Below are 22,973 nucleotides of genomic sequence, written 5' to 3'. Positions count from 1 at the left end.
GATGAAACCCTTATATATCCTAGTGTTCTTCTCTCTTAGTAGTACTAGTAGAACTAAAATAAGAATATATGTGTAAGGGGTAATAGGGGGAGGGGTATATGGGGGGTATGGGGTGTGTGGGGAGTGGGGTGTGTGGGGGTGTATAAAAAGGGTTTAGGGGTTTAGTTCAGACAAGTTCGACCGGACCCGGTCCGCTGCTCGCAGAGATAGTAGAGGTTGGAGTATGGGAGTTCATGCCTGCGTGACCGTGCCGGGAAAGGCAAGAGGGAAACAACGACCGCGAGCCGTGCGGACGAAGGCCGGCGTGCGGGTGTACACCCCCGAGGAAACCATCAACGCCGAGGGCTGGGTGAGGGCGTGCTGGTTGGACCAGATTGGGCGGGTCTGGCTGACCGGACCGCTGCGGGTTGAGATCGACGTGGTGGTGGCTCCGCCTAAGAGCCTGTCCAAGGCCCGTCTGAGCCTCGCCCTGGCCAACGACCTGCGGCCCACCACGAAGCCCGATGCCGACAACGTGGCAAAGCTGGCGCTTGATGCCTTGAACGGGGTGGCCTGGGCCGACGATGTCCAAGTGGTCGAGCTGGAGGTGCGGAAGTTGTTCGGGTCTGAGCCTGAGATGGTACTGCGGGTGATCCCCCTGTCTGAGCCTGACGAGATGGCGTTGTTTTTGGGGGCTTAGGCTGGGCGCTTGTGGGTAGGGGTTGATTTGGGCGCCAGATGTGGTATGGTCCCTGTGTGAATGGTGGTTCCTCCTGTGGTGGGAGTTAGAGGCCCCGGACTGGCAGCGGTCCGGGGCCTCTTCACGTCTGAGCCGTAGCCGTCTGAGCCTAGTGCCGGAAGACCACCCCGAAGAAAGCGTCAACGCAAAAAGTCGTTACGCCGACTATAACCATAATAAATACTACGCCAGCCACGTTGCCCATGTCCTCTTTGGAAATCCAGAGACGGGGCTTGGCGGGGGTTGGCGAGTAATCCCGCTCCGGACGAGGGGGCTTCCGGGTGTATTTTTTGCTCCTGGATTTTCTGGGATAGGGCCTTGACATTTCGGACCGTCCGGAATTAGTGTCGGGATACATCGGGGTTGCCGCCCCGATGTATCCCTAAGCCAAGCTCAAATGGAGTTACGCCATGAGCCAGACCTACCAGAACACTACCACGTCCCCCATCACCCTGCCCAGTGACCCCGCGTTGCTGGATGCCATAGCGGACCTTGTGGAGGCTCTCGACCACAAGGCCCTATTGGACTTAGCCCTTAACAGTCTGAGGGTCATGGAGAAGCGCGCCCTGAGCCTAAAGCACGCGTCGTCCAACGGCGGTTGTGTCTTGACCGCATACATGGCGTTGACCCGTCTGGTGGCCGAGGCGCCCGAGGCCCGGCCTGTGCGGCGTCGTCGGGCGGCTGCCTACTAGCAACGCCCGGCCAAGAGAAAGCCCCCGCCGGACGGGCCGACGGGGGCTTGGGGTTGGGGTTGGGGGCGCCTAGCGGATTTGGGCGAACAGGGCGTCGGTCAAGAGGACAGAACCCAGAACGACAAGCCAAACCGCTACCAGCCCGATGAAGTCCAGAACGTCCTCACGCCACCCCACGGACTGCCTCCCCCGTCCGGCGGGCGTAGATGCCCGCGAGGTGGCGGACCATGGCTTCCCCGGCCTCCAAGGCGGCGTCGCCGGTGCCATAGATGGCCGGTGATACGATCAGGGGCGCCCCGGCGCAGTCGTTGACGACATACCAGAACGAGCCGGACGGCGTGATGTGGGTTTCAACGTCCATTGCGGACTTCCCGGAGGATGGCGACGGCGAGCTCCCGCGTGTTGACGATGTGGCCGTCGGAGAGGCGCCAGAGGCGCCCGTCGGTGCTGGCTTGGGTCATTGACCTAGCACTCCCCATAGGTGGCGGACGGGATGCGGACGGGGATCACGTCGGTGATGGTGGTGGAGCCGTCCGCGTTGATGACCCCGATCTGTCCGTCATAAACCCCGGCCTCGGACTTGGCCCAAACGTCCGATTTGTCAGACCAGTGGACGATTTGCTTGACCGTCAGAACGGACACATAGGCCGGAAGGGGGGTGTCCCTGCCTTCGTCGTCCGGCCCCCCGAGCAACAACATACGTCCGGCAAAGGGGCGGACCTCATGGGCGAGGGTGAAATAGCCTTGATCTTCCAGGGCGACGAACAGGCCTTCGTCGTCCACGTAGCCGGTAACATCCTTGCCCAGGGCCACGGCGTCGATGAGGTCGCACTGAATGGCTGCCTTGATCTGGTGGTACCCGGAAACATCGGTTTCGGTGATGGTGCGGGCGATAGGGTCGATAAGAATGGCACGCATGGTTTCTACTCCTCTTGTGGTGTCGGGCGGTCCAAGTCGGGCGGCCCAGCGGATGCCCGGAAGTGTCCGGGCATCCTGTGCGCCGTCCGGCGTTTAATCGGACGTTGTCCGGATGCCTCGGGCCTCCAGGGCGGCGCCAATGTTGGCCACCGCGCTCTCGACTGTAAGCCAGGGCCCGGCCTCGTCCGGGTCGATGTGGGGCAGAAAAATCACGTCGTCCGGAACCTCCAGCGGGCGACACGTCCCGCCGTAGTTCCCGCCGAATGCTTTCCTAAAGCCCGGTTCGGTCGCTTGCTCCCGGAGGGCAAACACCATCCGGCGGTGCATAGAGGGGTGCGCCAGGACAAAGGCCAGCCGGTCAAGCTCCAGGGGCTCGCCGGCCCGCTTGACCGTGTAGCTGGTTTCGTGCCTCCAACCCTGGTAACTGGCGGCGTGGATGGCGGTTAGCTCCACCGAATATCCGGCGTCCTCTAGACGGTCGATGTGGGAGAGGAGAGCGGCGCCCCGATTGATAATCCACTTGGCGTCAACACCGGAGCGGACCCCCTGCCCTGTCAGGATGCGGACCACTGGCTTGGCAGCGATGTGCGTATCCCCCAAGGACCACATGCAGTCGGGGGCGCCCGCCGCAGCTAGTGCCGCGTGGGGATAGGCTCCGGCCACGTCCAGAAAGCGGGCCTGGACGGTCGCGGTGCGTTGCAGGGCGGTCGCGGCGTCGAAGGTCCGGACCAGCCGGTCCCGGCCCTCCTGCCAGCCGTTGCGGGCTAGGTCCATGGCGGCGTCCCAGGTGGGGGTGCCGTAGAAGTACTCCTCATAGTAGGCGGAGCGGGCGTGGCCTTTTTCGTCCAGGGGCTTGCCGGGCACTTCGGCGGCGTCGAGGACGGCGGACCAGTCCGGGAACTCCCGAATGATAATCTTGTCGGCCATGGTCACACCTCCGCCTGGATTTTGGCGATTGTGGCCTTGTCCAAACCCTTCCAGAGCAGCCCGGCTTCTACCGTGTCCCGGTCGAGCCCGGCGGCGAGGGCGGCGGCGCCCATGATCGAAGCGCGGGGGCTCACGATGTGGCGGATTTGCAGTTTCCGGACGGCGTCCCGGACGCGCTGCACATGGCGGACCCAGTCGTTGTTTGGGCAAAGCATCCGCTCCAAGTCCTCGTCATAGTCGAGGGCTACAGAGAAGAACCGGTCGAGGCTGGCGCCGTCCAGCTGGTTACGGCCCACATACACCCGGTCCGCGCCGTTGCCGTAGGTATTGGCGGCGGCGATGCAACGAAAGTCGGGATGGCGCTTTACCATGCCGTCCGGAAAGTCAGCGGCGCCATTGGCGAGGGCTGCGTTGAAGGCCATCAGGGCGCCCGGCAAGCTGGCGTCCACTTCGTCGAACAGGTACAGGCCACCCTGTTCGTAGGCTTTGCGAAAAGCGGTAGAAACCACCCGGCCCTGGGCGTCAATGAACCCCGACAACTTGTACGCGGTGTCAATGGCGCCGTTGAAGTAGAACGGCAGGCCCAGGGCCTCGGCCACTTGCTCGGCCAATGTGGTCTTACCGGACCCGGCGGGGCCGACCAGCATAACGTGGATGCCCGCCCCGGTCAGGGCCAGGACGTTCGGGAAGAGGTAATGGCGGGGGGCGGTGCCGGTGGTGATGGTGCGCGTCGGGGTGGTGACTTCCACTTTGTAGACGGGCGTCTCCGGCTTGGGCGCGTGGCATTGGATCAGCTCAATAATCCGCGCCTCGGACGGTCCGGCATTGGCGGCGAGCGAGGCCAGCAGCGCCTGGAGGGCGGCGGCAGTGTCGGGGGCAGCGGTGGGCGCCTGGGGGAAAGTCATAGCGTGGGGCTCCTGGGGGGTGGCGGTGGGGATGATTTCGTCCGGCTCAAAAACGGACGGGGTGGGCGCGGTGGGCCCGGAAGCGGGCTCAGGGTAGGGCTCGGAGTTGCCGGACGGGTCCGCATGGTGGTTGCGGATGACAGCAGCGAGGTATGCGGGGGCGTTGTAGCACTTGGCCAAATTCGACAGCTTCATCTTATCGACGACAGCGGACGGGACGCCCTTTGCGCGGAGCCAGCCCTTAAGCAGGGTCCTGTTCTCGGTGGTGGCGACGATGGGGGCCGGTCCAAGGACTGCCTCGATTTCGTCCGGTGATTTGGTGGGGGTTCGTGCCATGGTGGTGTATCCTAAGCTGTTGATTTTGTTGACTAATACCTGTGGTGGCCCACATTCAAAATGAATGTAGAGTTTCATTCTGTCCGATTTCGTCCGGTGTCGTCAACACCCTTGTAAATCGCTGTTTTTGTTGACTTTGGCGTTAACCGAAATCAGGTTAAAAGAGGTAATATACCAATAGACAATTTGCCGGGAAAATGCCCATGGGACGCCAGCTTTCAGACAAGCAACTCGCCTTCATCCAAGCCATGATCGCCGGGCGCAACGCGAAAGAAGCCGCCCTAGAGGCAGGCTACGCCGGGGAGGAGTATGCCGCCCAGACGGGCTATCGCCTGCTCCAAACCCCGTCTATCGCCGCCGCCGTCCGGAAAGCGCACCGGTCGCGCATAGACAATACGTTGGTGCCTAAGGCGCTGAACTTGCTGGAGCACGTCATTGATGACGCGCAGCACGCTATCGGCGTCCGGGTCAAGGCGGCGCAACTTGTGCTCCAGGCTGGCGAGTATCTCGGCGCCCTACGGAGGGATGAGGCCGCCGGCGCCGAAAAGCCAATGTCCGAGATGTCGTTGATGGAGCTGGCCCAGTCCGCCAAGGCGTCGAAGGAGCGCATAGTCCAGGCGTTGAAGGTGGTAGAGGACTTGCGGACCGAGGCAGGCGACCGGGTCATAGAGCACGAACCCGACCTGGCGGCGCCTGGCGACGACCAGGCCAACGACCAGGCCGACGACAACGAGCCCGATCCCTGGGACTGATGCGCCCCGTTGCGCCCCGGCCCCGGGCGTATCCGGACGCGTCCGAATAGGAAAGGCGAGCATTTCCGCCATGTTGCGCCCGGTCCGGAAACTGTAAAGGACAGTGTCCCACCCCATGGGGGCCCTGTCCGGCCCGGTCCGACCCCGAGGCCCGGCGGCGTCCGAGGCCCGGCGCCGACCCGGACCGCCTGCCCTCTGCCCCCTGCCACCCCACCCCCTCCCTGGGCACCACGCTCATGCCGCCCCCGCCCCCTGGGCTAGTACCGCGCGCCGCGCGATTTCCTATGCCGGACGGCTTCCGAAAATTTCGCAGATTTTGAAAACCTCGACTCCCCCAACTCCCTATCCTCCAACGAGGCTCCCACGTAGCCGGAATGGTCTGTGGCGGGTTTCGGGCCCCGATCCTGTGTGGGCTCCCCCGGCCAAACCGAAATGGTCTGTGGGGCCGCGCAGGTCTGTCCGACGCAAATCCTACTTGTCGGACAAAATCGAACGGGTTACTTTACCGCGTAGGAGCTTCCCCCAGCTCCGAGTGGCGCGGGAGCCCTAAACCTCCCCGGGTAGCCCGCGCCCAACTAATTCAACGGAGCCTGCCGCATGGACCGTAAGAGCACGCTGGACGGAGCTGCGAAAGCCGTGCTCCAGGACCGCAACCAGTCTTACGGAACTCCCGAGGACTGCTTCGGTCTGGCTGCTAAGTTCTGGACAACGCTGTTCGGGATCACGGTACTGCCACATCAGGTCGCTCTGGCCCAGGACTTGCTCAAGACGGCCCGCATCATGCACAACCCGACCCACGCGGATAGCTGGGTGGACAAGGCGGGCTACGCGGCCTGCGGGGCAGAGGTCGCCCGACCCGTACCCGCTCCCCGCGTCGTCTCCCTCCAGTCAGACCGCCATCAGGCCCAGGCGCCCGCAGATACAGAGGTCGGTTGATGTCCGGGATGGAGTGGCGCCCGGACCAGCGCAAGGGCCACAGCCGTCGCTCCGGCGATGACATCGGAGAGAGGGTGGCGACAATGGAGGCGCGGCTGGAAGGCGTCGAGAAGAAGATCGACGAGATCGACGGCAAGCTCGACAAGACGGACGGCGCAATCGTCCGGCTGCACACTCGGATCGACGAGCTGAACGGCAAGCTCTTGGAGTTTTCCAACTCCGTGCATGAGCGTGTCTCGGAGGTCATCCAGGACGTTGAGCGGTCCATCGACGACCACTGTAAGGACGAGGAGAAAATCCTCGATGCCAAGCTCTCCGCCATCAGTACGCAGCTCGACCATATCGCAACCGAGGGCAAGGCACGCGGCGACGAGGCCCACGAGCGGCAAAAGATTTTGGTGCGGGTGCTAATCGGCATCGCCACGGCTGCCGCGCCGGTTCTTGGTTATCTGGGCGCGAAGCTGTTTGACAGCCTGCCCAAGGTAATCCTGTTGCTCGACAAGCTGGAGAAACTGCAATGAAGTTTGGCCGCGTCAGTCTGGAGCGCATTGCGACCTGTGATTACCGGTTGCAGGAGGTGTTGTCGGAAGCCATCAAGGACTGCCCGATTGATTTCGGGATCACCTGCGGCCACCGGGATAAAGCGGAGCAAGATCGGTGCTGCGCCCAGGGTTTGAGCAAGACGCCCTGGCCCACGTCCAAGCACAACGCCATGCCCTCCAACGCGTTTGACTTCGTCCCGTTCGTGGACGGCAAGGCGGTGTGGAACGACGTGCAGGCGTTCAAGGACATCGCGCATCACATCCTGATGACGGCGGACCGGCTGGGGATCGCGCTGCGCTGGGGCGGCGATTGGAATTGTAACGGGCTCGCGGACGAGAAGTTCATCGACATGCCGCACATCGAGCTGAGGGGCTAAGGCTATGGCTCTCGATCCGATCACTGGGGCCATGGAACTCGTCGGAACCATTGGCGGCTGGGTCAACGACAGCTTCAAGGCCAAGCGGGAATTGGCCGCTGCCGAGGCGGAGAACAAGGCCCGGCTGCTGCGGGACGCCCAGACCAACAACGCGGCGTGGGAGATGGCCAACCTCACGGACAAGGACCAGGGCCTGCGGCGGGTGTGCTTCGGCATCTTCATCTTCCCGTTCTTCTGGTCGGTCTTCGACCCGGCGGGCGTGACCAACTATTTCCAGGTGGTCCTGACCGCCATGCCGGAATGGTACGTCCAGATCGTCATCGCCATGGTTGGCGGCATCTGGGGTATCAGCGCGCTGAAGAACGTGGTGCCGTCCGTCATCGGCCAGACGATCAGCATCCTGCGGAAGTAGCTGGCCGACCGATTAGGCGTCGGACCATATCGGACAAAACACAAGACTTTCTTTCCGGACCGATTTATATTTCGGACGGAACTTGTGGGGTAATCCGCTATGACCATGCCGCCTCGGGCCTATAACAAGACCACCTCTTTTAACGACTACGCCACGAACTATCCGGACGGGGCACTGCCCGGATCGCAGCTCGACGTGGAGATGGTCAACATCGAGCACGCGCTCGACGACACCCAGGCGGCGCTGGCTCTGATCCAGCGGTCGGACGGGGCTTTGAAGAACGGCGTCGTCACCAGCGACAGTCTGGCTCCTTCACTGGCCGCGTCGCTGATCGCGGACGTGGAGGCGGCCACCGGCGCGACTGCGGACGCAGCTCTGGCGGCGGCCAACGCCGCTGCGGCGGACGCGACCACGGCCCTGGCCCATGTGTCGGCCACCAACAACCCCCACAACGTCACGGCGGCCCAGGTGGGCAACGGCACCGCCCAGTGGAACGCCAGCCATATCCAGGGCGTCGAAGTGGCGTCCGGCGGCACGCCGGTCCAGGGGTCTTTCTTCGCCTACGACGCCGTCCAGACCAAGATGACTTTGACCTCGTCCACCACGCTGCTGGGGTCGCTCCAGACCCAGGTGGACACCGCCACGGCGGCGGCGCTGTCGTCTGCCGCGTCGGCTGCGGACGCTGCCGCAGACGCCGGGACCGCGACGACCGAAGCGGGCATCGCCACCACTCAGGCCGGGATCGCCACGACCAAGGCCGGCGAAGCCGCTGCGTCCGCTGCCTCGGTGCTCGGTGTGGCCGCGCTGAAAGCCAACAACCTGTCCGATCTGGCGAGTGCCGCGTCCGCCCGGACGAACCTTGGGCTGGGGACCGCCGCCACCACGGCGGCCAGCGACTATGCCACCGCTGCCCAAGGCGCCAAAGCCGACACCGCGCTCCAGGCGTCCGCCATCGGCGTTACCGTCCAGGGCTATGACGCAACCATCCTCAAGTCCGCTGCCATCGGTGTGACGGTTCAGGGCTATGATGCTACTACGCTGAAGGCTTCGGCTATTGGTGTCACCGTCCAAGGCTACGACGCGACCATCCTCAAGTCCGCTGCTATCGGCTCCACGGTCCAGGGCTACGACGCCAACACCGTGAAGAAGAACGTGGCGAATACCTTCACCGCCCAGCAAACCCCCCTGAAAGCCGCCCTGACCGATCAGGCCACCGTTGCCTGGGATTGCTCTGCCGCCCAAGTCGCCACCCTGACCACTACCGCATCGCGGACCATTGGCGCTCCGACGAACGGCGTGAATGGCACCAGCTATCGTCTGGTTCTGACCACCGGCGGCTATACCCCGAGCTGGAACGCTGCGTTCAAGTTCCCCGGTGGCACTGTGCCGTCGTCGCTGACTGGAACCTGTGTCTTCGACTTCCACTATGACGGCACAAACTTCCTGTGCGTCGGCCAGAACGTGGCGGAGGCTTAACCATGTTTCTCATGGGTAGCCAAGGGCCGACCGGCTACAGCATCACCAACAGCGCACGGTTCAACGGCACCAGCGACTATCTCAGCAAGACGCTGACCACCAGCGCGACCACTTCCGGCTCTGTGTGGGTCAAGCGGTCCAAGCTGGGCGCTACGTCCCCGATCTTCGACAACAAGGTGTATTTCACCAGCGGGGACGCGCTGTATGCCTTCGGCCTGACCAGTACGGCGCTCTATCGTGATCCGTCAGCGTGGTATCACATCTTCTGGAACGGCACGGGCGTCTACGTCAACGGCACGCTGGTCACGGGCACCGGCACATACACCGCTGCGTCAGTCACCAACCCCCGTCTGGGCTTCGACGGCACCAACTATTTCTCAGGCTACATGTCCGACTTCGCTTTCTGGAATGGCTCCTCTGCCAGTCTCCAGGGCGGTGCGGCTGATGCGAATGGAGTGTGGGCGGCAAAGCGCCCGTCTGCCGGATACTCGTTCCTGGCCTTTGGTTCTTCCGGCGCTCTCGGCACCGACACCTCGGGCAACGGCAACAACTGGACCGTCAGCGGCAGCCCGGTACAGACCGTCGATACGCCGACCAACAACTATGCGACATACAACGCTGTCTATCCAGGCGTTAGCGGCCTGACGAACGGCAACATGACTTGTACGGGAACCGCTCGAGCCACGTTCGACGCCATCCGTCAGAACAGCTATTGGGAAGTCACAGCGTCTACTACAGGGGTGACTTCTGGAACCGTCAACGACGCGGGAACGGCCTCTACTGTGTCAGTCCCCAACGGTTCAACCTACGGCTTCCGTATTACCACGGCAGGGGTTCTTGATTACACGACCAACGGAAGCTCTTGGACGAATATCGCCACTGTGTCTGGGCAGGCGTACCCGTACTCTACGGGAGGCACGACGACCGTAAATTTCGGCGCGACAACGCTTGTCAATAGCGTCCCAGCCACCTATGCCAAACCCTGCACCGCAAATCTCCCGGCGGTCAGCATCAAGAAGCCGTCCGACCACTTCAACGTCGTCCTGGCGGCGGGTGCGTCCATCAAGTCGTCCAGCGAAGCCCTGTATACCTACTTCTTCGAATGGATCAAGGACAGGGCGAACAGCAACAACCACCAGCTTATCGACACCGTGCGCGGCGCGTCGGCTGTGTTGCAGTCGAACAGCACGGGAGCAGAGACGACCTACAGCGCCCCGTCCGGGTCGTCGGTGGGCTGGGTGTGGAATGCTGGCAGCGCTGCCTCGTCCAACACCGCCGGGTCGGTCGCCTCCCAAGTGAGCGTCAACGCTGCGGCTGGGTTCAGCGTGGTGACTTGGACGCACACGACCTCTGGCAACTACACCGTCGGTCACGGGCTGGGTGCCACCCCAAAGCTGATCATCGAAAAAGGTCGGAATGCCGTGCTCGGCTGGGGTGTTTATCACCCGGCGTTGACTGCTGGAAATCGCCTCATCCTAAATTCCACGTCTGCGCAGGTTGCGGGGTATTGGAACGGAGCGCCGACCAGCACGACGATCCCGTACCTGACCACAATGGCGAGTAACGGGGACACGATGGTCGCCTACTGCTTCGCCGAAATCCCCGGCTACAGCAAGTTCGGCAGCTACGTCGGCAACGGCTCGACTGACGGCCCGTTCGTCTACTGCGGGTTCCGCCCAAGATGGATCATGGTTCGTGGCGCGACCGCTTCCGGCGCGGGGTCTTGGCGTATCTACGATACCAGTCGAGACACCTACAACGTAGAAGCGAACCCGCTCTACGCCGAGAGTTCTGTCGCTGAGAAGGCGAACGACGCTTCGGGCTTCAATCTGATCGACGTGACTGCCAACGGTTTCAAAATCCGCAGTTCCGCTTCTGGATCAGAAACGAACGCCAGCGGCGCTACTTACATCTTCGCCGCCTTCGCTGAATACCCCTTCGGCGGCTCCAACGTCGCCCCCAGCCCCGCGAGGTAAAAATGGACTGGTATCACCCCTCAATCGGCCTCGTCTCTGCCTCCTCGGGCTTCGTCCTGGCCGACATCCAATACCCCGCCGGCTGGCTTCGTCAGCCCGGTGCTGCTTCCGAGATCGGCTTCATCCCCACCCGCTGGGAAGCACGGCCCGACGACCGGCTGTTCTTCGTGAGCGACACCGTGGGCACCGTAGAAGACGGTATCTATGTGGTGCGGTGGAACGCTACCCCGCGTGACCCTGCCGACATTGCCAAGGCCAATGCCCTGGCCGAGATCGACCGGCTGGAGAAGTCCATCACCGACCGCATGTGGCGCGAGGATGCTGTCGGGTCCACTGCCCTGATGGAAATCAAGAAGCAGGACGAGAACGGAGACTGGGTGGTCGATAACGACGACCCCCGCACCGGCAAGACTGCGACCCAGTATATTAGTTACGTTAACGGGGCCATCGCTAATATCCGTGCGAGGCTCTAGCCCAGCATGGCCACCAAGCCGCTCTCCGTCCGGAAAAGCCTGAGCGCCGCCGAGGCCGAGCTTCGCCGCGAGTTGGAGGCTGCGCGGGGCACGGACCGGCTGTTGGCTGCCTGTAAGGCCCGCGACGACCTGATCGACTTCGTCCGGCTGATGATGCCCGATCCGAACGACGTGGACGATCCGCACCGCTCTCGATACACCCCGGCCAAGCACCACCGGGCCCTGGCCGCTGCCTTGGAAGCCGTCGAGCGTGGGGACATCACCCGGCTTATCATCAACATGCCGCCCCGGCATGGGAAGACGGAGCTGGCCCGCAAGTTCGTCGCTTGGTTCCTGGGGCGCGACGCCTACCGGTCCGTTATCTACGCCACCTATAACGACGACTTCGCCATGGACCATGGCCGGTCGATCCGCGAGACGATCAAGCTGCCGGCGTATCGGCAGGCGTTCCCGACCGTGGACGTGGTCAAGGGCAGCTCTGCGTCCGACAGGTTTGAGACGACCGAGCGCGGCATGGCGGTCTTCAAGGGCGTCGGCGGCTCGCTTACCGGACGTGGCGCGGACCTGCTCATCATCGACGACCCGATCAAGGACCGCGAGGACGCGGACAGCCCGCGCCAACGGCAGAAGCTCTACGACTGGTATCAGGACGTGGCCCGGACCCGTCTGATGACGGCGGGCGCCCGTGTGGTCATCATCCAGACCCGGTGGCATGAAGACGATCTGGTCGGACGGCTGATCGACCCCAAGAACCCCTTCTATAATTCCCGGTCCGCTGCCCGCTGGCGCATCCTCGATCTGCCGGCCCTGGCCTACGACGAAGACCCGCTCGGACGGGCTCCGGGCGAGGCGTTGTGGCCGGAGCGGTTCAGCCGTGAGTTCCTGGAGAACATCAGGGAGGACAACCCCCGAGGCTTCGCCGCGCTCTACCAGGGCAAGCCGGCTCCGGACGACGGCGACTTCTTCCGCCGGGACTGGATCAAGACCTACGGTCCGGACCAGCTCCCCAAGAACCTACGCATCTACGCCGCGTCCGATCACGCGGTCAGCACGGCCCAGGATCGGGATGCCACCTGCCTGCTGCTGGCGGGCGTGGACGAGAACAACAACGTCTATATCCTCCCGGACACTTGGTGGCGCCGGGCGCAGACGGACGTGGTCGTCGAGGCCATGCTCACCCTGATGGAGGTCCACCGGCCCCTGATCTGGTGGGCTGAGAAGGGCCACATCTCCAAGTCCATCGGCCCGTTCCTGCGGAAGCGGATGCAGGAGAAGCACGTCTTCGTCGCCATCGACGAGCAGACCCCGGTCAAGGACAAGCAGACCCGCGCCCAGTCGATCCAGGGCCGCATGGCCATGGGCAAGGTTTTCTTCCCTGCCTTCGCTCCCTGGTACATGGACGCCGTGGACCAGATGATGAAATTCCCCAACGCGACCCACGACGACTTTGTGGACGCCCTGGCCCATCTGGGTCTTGGGCTCCAGCGGCAGGTCGCGGCCAAACCCAACTACCCCTTCGCCGGCCAGGAAGGTGGGCGGCCCAAGTCCGGAACTCTGGCCTGGGTCAAATGGTCTGCCGATAAGGCGCGCAAGGCCGCAGCGAACAGCCACGGAGGCTTCTGATGGACGACGAGAACGAGATCAACTGCAACGATGGTGACTGCGCCCCCACGCAGGGCCATATCATCAACCGGGACACCCCGGACGTTCCGGACGCCCGCAAGAAGCTGGTCAAGAAGTGGAACGACCGCGTCATTGCTGCCAAGGAGCGGTGGAAGGACGACTTCGACCGGATGCGTGAGGACCAAGACCTCGCCTATGGCTACCAGTGGAGCAAGAGCCTGGACCCCGAGCAGTATCAGGCCAACCTGATCCAGCGGCACATCCAGCAGCGCGTGGCTGCCCTCTATGCCAAGAACCCCAAGGCGGTCGCCCGGCGCAAGGAGCGCCTCGACTTCACGCAGTGGGACGGGCATCCGGGGTCGCTGGCCGCTGCCAACCAGGCCGGCCAGATGGCGCTCGCCACTGCCACCCAGCAACCCATGGCGATGCTGGCCCAGCCGCAGATGATGCAGCAGGGCCTCCAGGCCGCCGGCGTGCTGATGGACGTGCAGCAGGGCGTCGCCCGCCGGCAGATGCTGGACAAGCTGTCCAAGACGCTGGAGCTGATCTACGCCTACTACATCGACGAGCAGACGGTGCCGTTCAAGGCGTCCATGAAGCAGCTCGTCCGGCGCGCTGTGACCTGCGGCGTGGCCTACGTGAAGCTCGACTTCCAGCGGATCATGGAGCAGACCCCCGAGGTGTCGGCCAAGATCGCGGACCTGTCCGAACGTCTTTCGACCATGGAGCGTCTGGCCGCCGACATCGCGGACGACGAGGTCCGGACGGACAGCGCCGAGGCCGAGCAGCTCAAGCTGGCGATCACCGCCCTGGCCGCCGAGCCCCAGGTCATCATCCGCGAGGGACTGCTGTTTGATTTCCCGGCGTCCACCGCCATCATTCCGGACCCCAAGACCAAGCGTCTCAGCGGCTTCGTCGGCGGCGACTGGGTCGCGGAGGAATACCTGCTGTCCGTGGACGACGTAAAGGAAATCTTCCGGATCGACGTGGGCAAGGACTACACCGGCTACCAGTGCTCGACCGAGGGCTCCGCCGCCATGCGCCGGTCGGACGAAGACACCAAGTCCGGGAAGGGCGATGTCTGCGTCTGGCAAATCCATTCGCGCAAGGACGGCCTCGTCTACTGGGTCGCGGACGGATACCCTGACTTCCTGCGGGAGCCGACCAACCCGAACGTCAAGCTGGAACGCTTCTGGCCGTACTTCGTCCTCACCTTCAACGAGGTGGAGCACGAAACCAAGCTGTTCCCGCCGTCCGACGTGACGATCCTCCGACCCATGCAGCGCGAGTACAACCGGGCCCGTGAGGGCATCCGGGAGCATCGGATCGCCAACCGCCCGGCCACCGCCGTCGCGGCCAACGCCCTGTCCGAGGAAGACGTGGCCAAGCTCCAGAGCCACCCCGCCAACGCGGTGCTGGAACTCCAGGCGCTGCTCCCCGGCCAGAAGGTGGACGACCTGCTCCAGCCGTTGAAGGGCCCGCCCATCGACCCCAACGTCTACGAGGTCAAGTTCATCTTCGAGGACATCCTCAAGACGGTCGGCGCCCAGGAAGCCAACTTCGGCGGCACCGCGTCCGCCACGGCAACAGAGAGCAGCATCGCGGAAGGCTCGCGCATGTCGGCCATGGCGTCGGCGGTGGACGAGTTGGACGACATGCTGTCCGAAATCGCCAAGGCGTCCGGGCAGGTGCTGCTGATGGAAGTCTCCGAAGACACCGTCAAGCAGATCGTCGGCCCCGGCGCCGTCTGGCCGCAGCTCACCCGCGAGGAGATCATCTCGGACGTTTATCTGGAGATCGAGGCCGGCAGCTCGGGCCGTCCGAACAAGGCCGCCGAACTCCAGAACTTCCAGATGATGGCGCCCTATCTGATGCAGTTGCCCAACCTCAACCCGGAGTGGCTGCTCCGAGAGATGGTCAAGCGACTGGACGACAAGCTCGATCTGTCGGACGCCTACTCCGAGGGGATGCCTTCGATCATGGCGCAGAACTCCCAGAAGCAGGTTGGCACCGGCGACCCCACGACGGACCCCAACCAGCAGGGCCCGCAGGGGGTGCAGAGCGGCGGACCGTCCGGCCCTAAAGCCCAGGAGGGCTCCAACCGCGACCCGAATGTTGTCCCTATGCCGCAGCGTCCGATTTGACGCCGGACGATTTCGGACGTATAACGGAAACCGATTAACCGAAACTCGGTTAATCCAAACAGGAGATTTGGCGTATGGCTGATGAAGCCCTCGACGTTTCGCCAACGTCGGATAGCGCGGTGGGCGCTGCCGACACGGCCACCACCGTCACCGATACCGCAGCCGAGGCTGCGGCCCCGGACGTAAACGATGCCGCGTCTTCGTCCAGCGCGGACGACCAGGGCGTACCGGAAACCAAGGAAGACCTGCTCTCCATCGTCAAGAAGGCAGCGCAGGAAGACCAGGAAGTTCCGGACGGGAACTCGCCCGACCCCGAAAAGCGGGAAGCGTCCGAAACGGACGATGCCGGACAGGCTCAGACGGACGAACAGTCCGATGAGAAGCTGCCCTTTGGCAAGCACCCCCGCTGGAAGGCTCTGATCGAGGAGCGCAACGCCTACAAGGCCGAGGCCACCGAGTACCGCAAGATCACTGACTTCATGCGGGAACATCGGGTGGAACCGACCGAAGCGGCGGACGCGCTCCAGGCTGCGGCCATGGTCAAAGGCGCTTTCGAGGGTCGTATCGAACCCAAGGAGGCACTCGCCTTTATCGACCGTTGGCGTGGCCAGCTCGCTCAGATGGCCGGTCTTGAACTTCCTGACGATCTGCGTGAGCGGGTCGAGCAGGGCTACGTGGACGAGGACAGCGCCGCCGAACTGGCAGCCGCCCGATCTCGCGCCAACATCGCTGCGGCCCAGACGCAAGCCCAGGTTCAGCGACAAGCCCAACAGGAAGCCGCAGCCGCTGCCACCGCCCTCCAGACGGAAGCTGCCAACTGGGAAGCCCAGAAGTCCGCGTCCGATCCGGATTACTCCCGCAAGCAGAAGGCTGTCGAGCGTTACGCCCGCGCCCTGATCGCGGAACACGGGGCTCCTGCGAACCCCACCCAGGTCAGGCAACTGCTGGAAGCGGCCTACAAGGAGGTCAACTCGACCTTCGTGGTCCCGTCCCCGCAGCCCACGGCGCCATCGCCCCGCAGCCATTCGTCCGCGACGGCTGGGAATGCTCCCGCCCCCAAGAGCTTTGCCGAGGCAGTGGCCTTGGCTGCCAGGGCGAGCTGACCCAGGAAGACACGTAAAGGAACACGGAAATGGCTTTTTCTGCCGGCGAACTCGCCAACATCGCTAACGCCGCCCTCGACTTCTACATCAAGGGCCCGGCTTTCGCTCAGACCATCCAGAAGCGCCCGCTGCTGGATGCCATGCTCAAGGCCAAGAAGACCTTCCCTGGTGGCAAGGGTAACATCTCCCTGCCGGTGAAGGGCGACTACACGACCGCCCTGGAAGGCTATACCCACAACGACAGCGTCTCCTACGCGAACCCGGCCAACCTCAAGCGCGCCGTCTTCCCGTGGAAGGAACTGCACGCTGGTATCAGCCTGACCCTGACCGAGCTGAAGATCGACGGCATCTCCGTCACCGATACCACGACCGGCAAGGGCACCTCCAACCACAGCTCCCGTGAGCTGACCGCTCTGACCGGGCTGCTGGAGGACAAGCTGGACGACATGGCCGAAGGCTGGGCTCGTTCGTTCGACGCCATGCTGCACAAGGACGGCTCGCAGGATGCGAAGCAGGTTCCCGGCATCAAGGCGTTCATCACCGACGACCCGACCACTGGCACCGTCGCCGGTCTGGACCGCTCGACCGTGACTTGGTGGCGCAACCGCTCGAAGGTTGGCGGCAGCAAGATCACTGCCTCGGCGGCCAACCAGACCCTGACCAAGACCCTGCGGTCCGAACTGCGCCAGATCCAGCGTTTCGGTGGCCGTCCGAACTTGGTCATCTGCGGCTCCGACTTCATCAACGCTCTTGAGCTGGAAGTCGCCGAGAAGGGTATCTACACCCAGCAGGGCTTCACCAAGGCCGGCTCCACCGACATCGGTCTGGCTCAGATTTCCATGATGGGCCTGGGTGATTTCATCTACGACCCGACCCTGGACGATCTGTCCGAGAGCAAGCGCTGCTACATGATCGACACCCGTCACACCAAGCTCTGGGTGATGGATGGCGAGGACATGAAGCAGCACAACCCCGCCCGTCCGGAAGACAAGTACGTGCTCTATCGGGCCGTGACTTGGACCGGCGGTCTGGCCTGCGACCAGATGAACGCCAACGCGGTCTACGAGGTCGCCTAAGTCTGATTTGAGGGCGGACGGTCCGGGACAATCGGACCGTCCGCTCTCAACGTCTGCTCTCGCAGGAGAACTGCAATGTTCGATGTCGCTTCGTTTACCCTGGGGTCCAGCCTCGCTGCCTCCGGCACCGCCACCGTCTCGTACCCGAGCGGTCGCTCCAAGGGCAGCTATGTGGGTGTGGGCAACAAGGGCCACGTCCTGGTGGTCAACGGGAACACCTATGTCTCCCCGACCCACTTCGCCCTGACCTTCAACGCCAACGCATCCAACATCACGCTGACCTGGGGCGCGGGGATGCCGACCATCGCGTCCGGCACCACCTGCTCGCTCCAGATCAACCGCCTGGGCCCGGACGACTACATCACCCGTCCGACCACCGATGTCGTCAAGGTCATCAACGCCAGCGTTCAGCTCATCAACTTGGGCTCGCCCAATGTTGCTGACGCCGACGGCGTCGCTGCGTCGCAGTCCGTCACCATCGCTACCACCCCGCTCGCCGTCATCAACGGCGCGCTGGCGACCAGCGGCGTGGCGACCTTCGACGTGCCCCGCAACGTGGTCGCGGCCTGGACCGGCACCGCCGTCCTGACCGTTACCGGCACCGACGAGTTCGGCAACACGGTGGTCGAAAGCTCTGCCTCCGGCACTTCGCTGGCCGGCAAGAAGGCTTTCAAGACCGTCACCTCGGCGTCGTTCAGCGCCAACGTCACCAGCGCCACCATCGGCACCGGCGACGTGCTGGGCTTGCCCGTCTACCTCCCGGCCACGGGGCTTGTGCTCCATGAGCTGGAAGACGGCGCGACTGCCACTGCCGGCACCGTTGTCGCGGGCGTCACCACCAAGGCCACCGCCACCACTGGCGATGTCCGTGGCACCTACGACCCCAACTCGGCCTGTGATGGCAGCAAGGGCTTCGTGCTCGTCGCTGCCATTCCGGACGCGTCCAATCGGGGCGTGAGCCAGTACGCAGGCTAAACCGGGAACCCCGGCGGGATCGTCCCGCCGGGAACCCCATCGTCCATGTAAGGAGAACTCATGGAACTCGCTAATTGCTTCGTCCGCCTCGGCGGTGAGATCGGCTATGAGGTCCGCAAGACCGGTATTCCGCTCGCGGAAATCCTGCTGCTCCAGTCCATCCACGGCGCCGACGCCGTCGTCCGGATCGAGCGCGCCGGGTCCGACGACCGCAAGAACCGCGACATCGTGGACTACCTCAAGGCCGTCTACGGCGACACCAAGTTCCGTGTGGTCTTCCCCGGCACCAACCCCAGCGTCCACGTCCAGTTCCGGGACATCGTCCCTGGCGAAGACGTGGTCGAAGAAGATGAACCCCAGGCCCCCGTCCGGCGCGGCAAGAAGCCTGTCCCCGGACAGGACGATGCCCCCGCAGTCGATCCCACGGAGTAACCAGCCATGCCTCGCGGTGTCCAGCTCGTCCAGCTCGTATCGGATTTGAGGGCCGAAGCCGGCCATTCCTCCAATCCGGCGCTGGGCCAGCAGGCCCGTGCCGGACTGGTCCGGATGCTCCAGCGGGTGCAGACGCACCTCTACAACGACTTTGATTGGCCGCATCTGGTGGTGGACCGGGATGTTTCCCTGTCCGCCGGCCAGAGGTATTACGGCTTCCCGTCGGACCTCAACTACGAGCGGATCGTCAACGTCCACACCAAGCAGGGCAGCCAGTGGCTCCCGGTGGCGTTCGGGATCGGTCCGGGCGAGTTGTCGCTCTACGACAGCGACGCCGGGGTGCGCGGGGCCCCCGCCCTCAACTGGGCGCCATACGAGACTTCCCAGCTTGAGGTATGGCCCATCCCGTCCGAGGCAGCGACCCTGCGGTTTCGCGGTGTCCGCCAGCTCGGACCGTTCGCCGCCGACAGCGACACCTGCGATCTGGACAGCGACATGATCGTCCTGTTCGCTGCCGCCGAGCTGCTCGGGCAACAGAAGAACCCCCGCGCCGAGAAGCTGCTGTCCGCAGCCAATGCCCTCTACGGGAAGATCAAGGGCCAGGGCGGCGCCAACAAGCGCGGCGTCTGGACCCGGACGCCCAGCGCTGCCGGAACAGTCCCCGGAAAGATCGAAATCCCCTTCGCGCCCCGGAGGTAGCAGATGCCCTACATCCTGGTAGAAGACTTCCGGGCCGGACTGGACACGCGCAAGACGGTGCTGACTGCACCGCCGGGCTCTCTCCAGACCCTGTCTAACGCCCACATCACCCGAGGCGGTGAGATCGAGAAGCGCAAGGCGTTCGTGGGGAAGTATACCCTGCCAGCGGGCACCTTCGGCATGGCCGCCGCCAACTCGAAGCTCTATGTCTTCGGGTCCGCGACCGCCCCGGCGGTCCCGACCGGCGTCACCTACCAGCGGCTCCAGCATCCGGACGGGCTCACCATGTCCCGCGTCGTCGATGCCGAGGTCTTCAACGGCAAGCTCTATGTGCTGGCCGAGTATTCGGACGGGTCCGTCTTCCACTTCTACGACGGCGCCCTGGTCACGGATTGGGGTGCCGGCATCGTCCGGTCCGCCATGACCAACAACGATGGCATCGCGGAGCACCTGCGGGCGCTGATCGACGCGGACGCCGACTATACCGCTACGCGGGTTGGCAGCGTCGTCACCGTCACCGGCCCGGTTGGGACGACCTATGCGGTGTCCACCACGGCGACCAACGGGGGCGCCACGGACAACCAAGCCCTCACCGCTGCCACCACCCAGGTCGCCATCTCGGGCATCTCGGAGACGCGGGCGTCCGGCACGGTCACGATCACCGGCGGCACGGCGAACACCGCCGCCACGGGCACCGTGACCCTCACGGGGGGCGCGTCCGGATCGGTGAGCAGCATCACGGTCAACGGCGTCGAAGTCTTGGGCGCCACGGTGAACTACAACGCCTCGCTCACCCAGACGGCGACTGACATCGCCACCCAGATCAACAGTTACACCTCCAGTCCGGAATACACCGCTGCCGCCGTCGGGGCTGTCGTCACCATCTCGGCTGCCCAGAGCGTCGGCGCGGACGCCAACGGTTTCGTGGTCGCGGCCACGGCCAGCACGATCACCACCTCCACCGCCAACATGGCCAGCGGCGTGACCAACGCCATCACCTCCATCAAGGTGGACGGCATCGAGGTGCTGGGCTCCCGCGTCAACTGGTCGATCTCCAACTCGGCCATGGCGACCAACGTGGCCTCGACGGTCACGTCCTATTCGTCCAGCCCCGACTATGACGCGACGGCGAGTTCCTCGTCCGTGACGATCAAGGCGGCTGCCGGTGCCGGTGCCGGCGCCAACGGAAAGGTGATTACGGTCACAACCTCCGGGTCCGTGACCGTCACTGGCAGCGGCAACGCGCTGGCGGGCGGCGTGTCCGCCGTGACCGGCCAGTCCCAGATTTCCACCCTGACGGTGGGCGGCACCTTCGAGGTGGACGATAGGTTCTCGGTGACGCTGGGCGACAAGACCTTCGGCGCTGCCACCCGCCCGTCCGGAAAGGCCACGTCCGTCAAGACCATCAAGTCCAAGGTCTACGCCACCGCTGCCAGCTTGATGCCGTTCTGCGCCCTCAACGACCCGACCAAGTGGTCCTCCAACGAGACGGGTGCCGGCGTCATCAACATGGCCAACCAGGACGCCGGTTCCGAGGAGCTGGTGGGCATGGAGATTTACTACAACCGGGTCGCCATCTTCTCCCGTGGCTCGATCCAGCTTTGGCAGCTCGACGCCGACCCCAACCAGAACACCCAAATCCAGGTGGTCCGGAATAACGGCGCGGTCGCCGGCGGCGCCATCATGCAGTTCGGTGACGCGGACGTGTTCTACCTGTCCGCCAGCGGGCTCCGTAGCCTCCGGGCCCGCGATGCTTCCAACGCCGCTGCGGTGTCGGACGTGGGCACGCCGGTGGACAAGCTGCTGATCGAGCACATGCTGTCCCTGGGCGCCACGAACACGGCCAAGGCCCGAGCCATCGTGGAGCCCGTCACCGGTCGGTTCTGGCTGGCGCTCGGCAACCTGATCTACGTCTTCTCGTATTTCTCGGGGTCGAAGATCGCGGCGTGGTCCACCTATGATCCCGGCTTCACCCCGGACGAGATGGTGGTCCTGGGCAACCGCATCTACGTCCGCGCCGCCGACGAGATTTACCTCTATGGCGGCGACGACGAAGTGACCTACGACAACTGCACGGTCACGGTCGAGCTGCCTATGCTCGACGGGCAGGCGCCGGCGACATCCAAGACCGTGGCCGGTATCGACGTGGCGTGCAGCAACACTTGGTCCGTCTATGTGGGCACCGACCCACTGCACCCGACCGTCCGGGACTTGGTCGGCACGGTGACGCAGACCACATACTCTCTGGGGCAGGTCGCCGCCGTCGGGGAAGGAACCCATATCGGGCTCAAGCTGGTTTGCGCCAGTGCCGGCGCCGCCACACTCTCAAACGTCATTGTCCACTATACCTCCGTAGGGTCCGGCTGATGAACCTCGCGGAGCTGAATTACGCGGATGTCCTGCGGGTGGCAGCGAACATGCGCGAGTGGGACAAGAAGGAAATCTACGCGACCATGTGGTCGGACGACCCTATGGACTTGGCTGAGAAGACCATGGTGACGGCGGGTGCGTTCTCCTGGATCGCCGGCACGGACCGGCCCATCGCGTGCTTCGGGGCGGTGAACCCCTGGCCGGGCGTCTGGACTGCCTGGATGTTCGCCACGGACGAGCTACCTAAAGTCGGTTTGGGGTTGTCTCGTTTCGTCCGAAATAATATCATACCGACACTGCGTAAGTCCGGATCGCATCGGATACATGCGTACTCGATGGTCGGGCACACCGACGCGCACGACTGGCTTCACCTCCTCGGCGCTGAAATCGAGACGACCCATCGCGGCTTTGGCCGCAACGGGGAAGACTTCCATGTATTCGTGGTGAGGTAGCTATGTGTGGTTTCGGCGGCGGCGGTGGTGACGGCGGTGGCGACGGTGGCGCTCGCGCTGCGGAGGAAGCAAGGCAGGCTCGCATCAGCGAGGGGATGCGCAGCATCGACGCCGCGTTCACCAAGTTTGACGACCCCTACTACAGCAACATCCGGACGGCGTACCAGGATTACGCCACGCCCCAGCTCGAAGACCAGTACAGCAAGGCCAAGCAGCAGCTCGCCTACGCCCTGGCTCGCGGCGGCATTTCGGACAGCACCATCGCTGGTGAGCGGCAGGCTGCCCTCCAGAAAGAATATGACATCAACCGTGGCGCCCTGGTGGACGAAGCTCTGAACCAGGAGAAGCAGGCCCGGTCCGCCGTGTCCAACGAGCGGTCCTCGCTGGTGTCGCAGCTCAATGCGTCGGCTGACCCTGCGGCTGCGTCCGCTGCGTCCGCCGCTGCGGCCAACAATCTCTCCCTGCGCCCGACCTTCTCGCCCATCGGCCAGATGTTCACCAACATCGCCGCGAGCTTGGCCGCGTCGCAGCCGACCGCGACGGACGGCACCGGCATCCTCGGGCAGATCGCCAAGTCGAACCTGTTCGGCAGCAAGACGGCCACCGGGACCGGGAACGCAACTGCCGCCGGCAGCTCGCGGATCGTCAACTAAGGAGGC

At 64.2% G+C, this 22,973-nt stretch carries 24 protein-coding genes; 20 read left to right on the top strand and 4 right to left on the bottom strand.

All coding sequences use genetic code 11. The features are described from left to right. Positions 1-223: 223 nt before the first annotated feature. On the top strand, positions 224-679 hold the full coding sequence (locus XM1_RS08105) for a RusA family crossover junction endodeoxyribonuclease (protein ID WP_082700421.1): 456 nt from the start codon (positions 224-226) through the stop codon (positions 677-679). Positions 680-1,128: 449 nt separating this feature from the next. Further along, entirely contained in the window at positions 1,129-1,410 is a 282-nt protein-coding gene (locus XM1_RS08100; RefSeq protein WP_068432492.1) for a hypothetical protein, read from the top strand. 163 nt (positions 1,411-1,573) lie between these two features. On the opposite strand, the gene XM1_RS08095 is transcribed toward XM1_RS08100, so the two are convergent. The 4 genes from XM1_RS08095 to XM1_RS08080 form a co-directional block, all read right to left on the bottom strand. Then, complete coding sequence (locus tag XM1_RS08095) at positions 1,574-1,771, bottom strand: hypothetical protein (RefSeq protein ID WP_068432490.1); 198 nt, start codon at positions 1,769-1,771, stop codon at positions 1,574-1,576. Between the two features lie 104 nt (positions 1,772-1,875). Then, positions 1,876-2,328 (bottom strand): hypothetical protein, encoded by a 453-nt coding sequence (locus XM1_RS08090; protein WP_068432488.1) that lies wholly within the window; start codon positions 2,326-2,328, stop codon positions 1,876-1,878. Positions 2,329-2,421: 93 nt separating this feature from the next. Continuing rightward, positions 2,422-3,255 (bottom strand): hypothetical protein, encoded by an 834-nt coding sequence (locus XM1_RS08085; RefSeq protein WP_068432483.1) that lies wholly within the window; start codon positions 3,253-3,255, stop codon positions 2,422-2,424. Positions 3,256-3,257: 2 nt separating this feature from the next. Beyond that, a complete protein-coding gene (locus XM1_RS08080) occupies positions 3,258-4,574 on the bottom strand; it encodes an AAA family ATPase (RefSeq protein ID WP_156428676.1) in 1,317 nt (438 codons plus the stop codon). 125 nt (positions 4,575-4,699) lie between these two features. On the opposite strand from XM1_RS08080, the gene XM1_RS08075 reads away from it, so the two are divergent. The 18 genes from XM1_RS08075 to XM1_RS07990 all read left to right on the top strand — a co-directional run bounded on the left by XM1_RS08075 (position 4,700) and on the right by XM1_RS07990 (position 22,967). Then, on the top strand, positions 4,700-5,248 hold the full coding sequence (locus tag XM1_RS08075) for a terminase small subunit (protein WP_068432466.1): 549 nt from the start codon (positions 4,700-4,702) through the stop codon (positions 5,246-5,248). A 597-nt stretch (positions 5,249-5,845) separates the two neighbouring features. Continuing rightward, on the top strand, positions 5,846-6,184 hold the full coding sequence (locus XM1_RS08070; RefSeq protein WP_068432464.1) for a DUF6378 domain-containing protein: 339 nt from the start codon (positions 5,846-5,848) through the stop codon (positions 6,182-6,184). Beyond that, positions 6,184-6,705 (top strand): hypothetical protein, encoded by a 522-nt coding sequence (locus XM1_RS08065; protein ID WP_068432462.1) that lies wholly within the window; start codon positions 6,184-6,186, stop codon positions 6,703-6,705. The genes XM1_RS08070 and XM1_RS08065 overlap by 1 nt, the downstream gene beginning before the upstream one ends. After that, entirely contained in the window at positions 6,702-7,103 is a 402-nt protein-coding gene (locus XM1_RS08060) for a M15 family metallopeptidase (RefSeq protein WP_068432458.1), read from the top strand. The genes XM1_RS08065 and XM1_RS08060 overlap by 4 nt, the downstream gene beginning before the upstream one ends. Positions 7,104-7,107: 4 nt before the next feature. Then, positions 7,108-7,515 (top strand): hypothetical protein, encoded by a 408-nt coding sequence (locus XM1_RS08055; protein WP_068432451.1) that lies wholly within the window; start codon positions 7,108-7,110, stop codon positions 7,513-7,515. Positions 7,516-7,614: 99 nt separating this feature from the next. Further along, entirely contained in the window at positions 7,615-8,991 is a 1,377-nt protein-coding gene (locus XM1_RS08050; protein WP_068432447.1) for a hypothetical protein, read from the top strand. 2 nt (positions 8,992-8,993) lie between these two features. Further along, the gene (locus XM1_RS08045) at positions 8,994-10,967 is read left to right on the top strand and encodes a hypothetical protein (protein WP_068432444.1); all 1,974 of its coding nucleotides are present in this window, start codon (positions 8,994-8,996) and stop codon (positions 10,965-10,967) included. A gap of 2 nt (positions 10,968-10,969) precedes the next feature. Beyond that, complete coding sequence (locus XM1_RS08040) at positions 10,970-11,440, top strand: hypothetical protein (RefSeq protein WP_068432441.1); 471 nt, start codon at positions 10,970-10,972, stop codon at positions 11,438-11,440. A 6-nt stretch (positions 11,441-11,446) separates the two neighbouring features. Continuing rightward, the gene (gene terL, locus XM1_RS08035) at positions 11,447-13,063 is read left to right on the top strand and encodes a phage terminase large subunit (protein ID WP_068432438.1); all 1,617 of its coding nucleotides are present in this window, start codon (positions 11,447-11,449) and stop codon (positions 13,061-13,063) included. Beyond that, positions 13,063-15,207, top strand: a complete 2,145-nt coding sequence (locus tag XM1_RS08030) for a hypothetical protein (RefSeq protein ID WP_068432432.1) — start codon at positions 13,063-13,065, stop codon at positions 15,205-15,207. Before terL ends, XM1_RS08030 begins: the two co-directional genes overlap by 1 nt. A 74-nt stretch (positions 15,208-15,281) precedes the next feature. Then, a complete protein-coding gene (locus XM1_RS08025) occupies positions 15,282-16,310 on the top strand; it encodes a hypothetical protein (protein WP_068432429.1) in 1,029 nt (342 codons plus the stop codon). A 29-nt stretch (positions 16,311-16,339) separates the two neighbouring features. Next, positions 16,340-17,386 (top strand): phage major capsid protein, encoded by a 1,047-nt coding sequence (locus XM1_RS08020; protein ID WP_068432427.1) that lies wholly within the window; start codon positions 16,340-16,342, stop codon positions 17,384-17,386. Positions 17,387-17,461: 75 nt separating this feature from the next. After that, on the top strand, positions 17,462-18,361 hold the full coding sequence (locus XM1_RS08015; RefSeq protein WP_068432424.1) for a hypothetical protein: 900 nt from the start codon (positions 17,462-17,464) through the stop codon (positions 18,359-18,361). Positions 18,362-18,421: 60 nt separating this feature from the next. Beyond that, a complete protein-coding gene (locus XM1_RS08010) occupies positions 18,422-18,793 on the top strand; it encodes a hypothetical protein (RefSeq protein WP_068432420.1) in 372 nt (123 codons plus the stop codon). A 6-nt stretch (positions 18,794-18,799) separates the two neighbouring features. Continuing rightward, the gene (locus XM1_RS08005; RefSeq protein ID WP_068432416.1) at positions 18,800-19,492 is read left to right on the top strand and encodes a hypothetical protein; all 693 of its coding nucleotides are present in this window, start codon (positions 18,800-18,802) and stop codon (positions 19,490-19,492) included. A gap of 57 nt (positions 19,493-19,549) precedes the next feature. Continuing rightward, on the top strand, positions 19,550-21,859 hold the full coding sequence (locus XM1_RS08000; RefSeq protein WP_156428675.1) for a hypothetical protein: 2,310 nt from the start codon (positions 19,550-19,552) through the stop codon (positions 21,857-21,859). Then, positions 21,859-22,314 carry a hypothetical protein gene (locus tag XM1_RS07995; RefSeq protein WP_068432410.1) on the top strand — a complete coding sequence of 152 codons (456 nt, stop codon included), beginning with the start codon at positions 21,859-21,861 and terminating at the stop codon, positions 22,312-22,314. Before XM1_RS08000 ends, XM1_RS07995 begins: the two co-directional genes overlap by 1 nt. Before the next feature lie 95 nt (positions 22,315-22,409). Further along, the gene (locus tag XM1_RS07990) at positions 22,410-22,967 is read left to right on the top strand and encodes a hypothetical protein (protein ID WP_156428674.1); all 558 of its coding nucleotides are present in this window, start codon (positions 22,410-22,412) and stop codon (positions 22,965-22,967) included. The last annotated feature ends 6 nt before the right edge of the window (positions 22,968-22,973 follow it).

It is taken from the genome of Magnetospirillum sp. XM-1 (assembly GCF_001511835.1).
In the GTDB taxonomy this organism is placed as follows: domain Bacteria; phylum Pseudomonadota; class Alphaproteobacteria; order Rhodospirillales; family Magnetospirillaceae; genus Phaeospirillum.
Note: the sequence above shows the minus strand (reverse complement) of the source record. Positions and strands in the feature narration are given on the sequence as shown.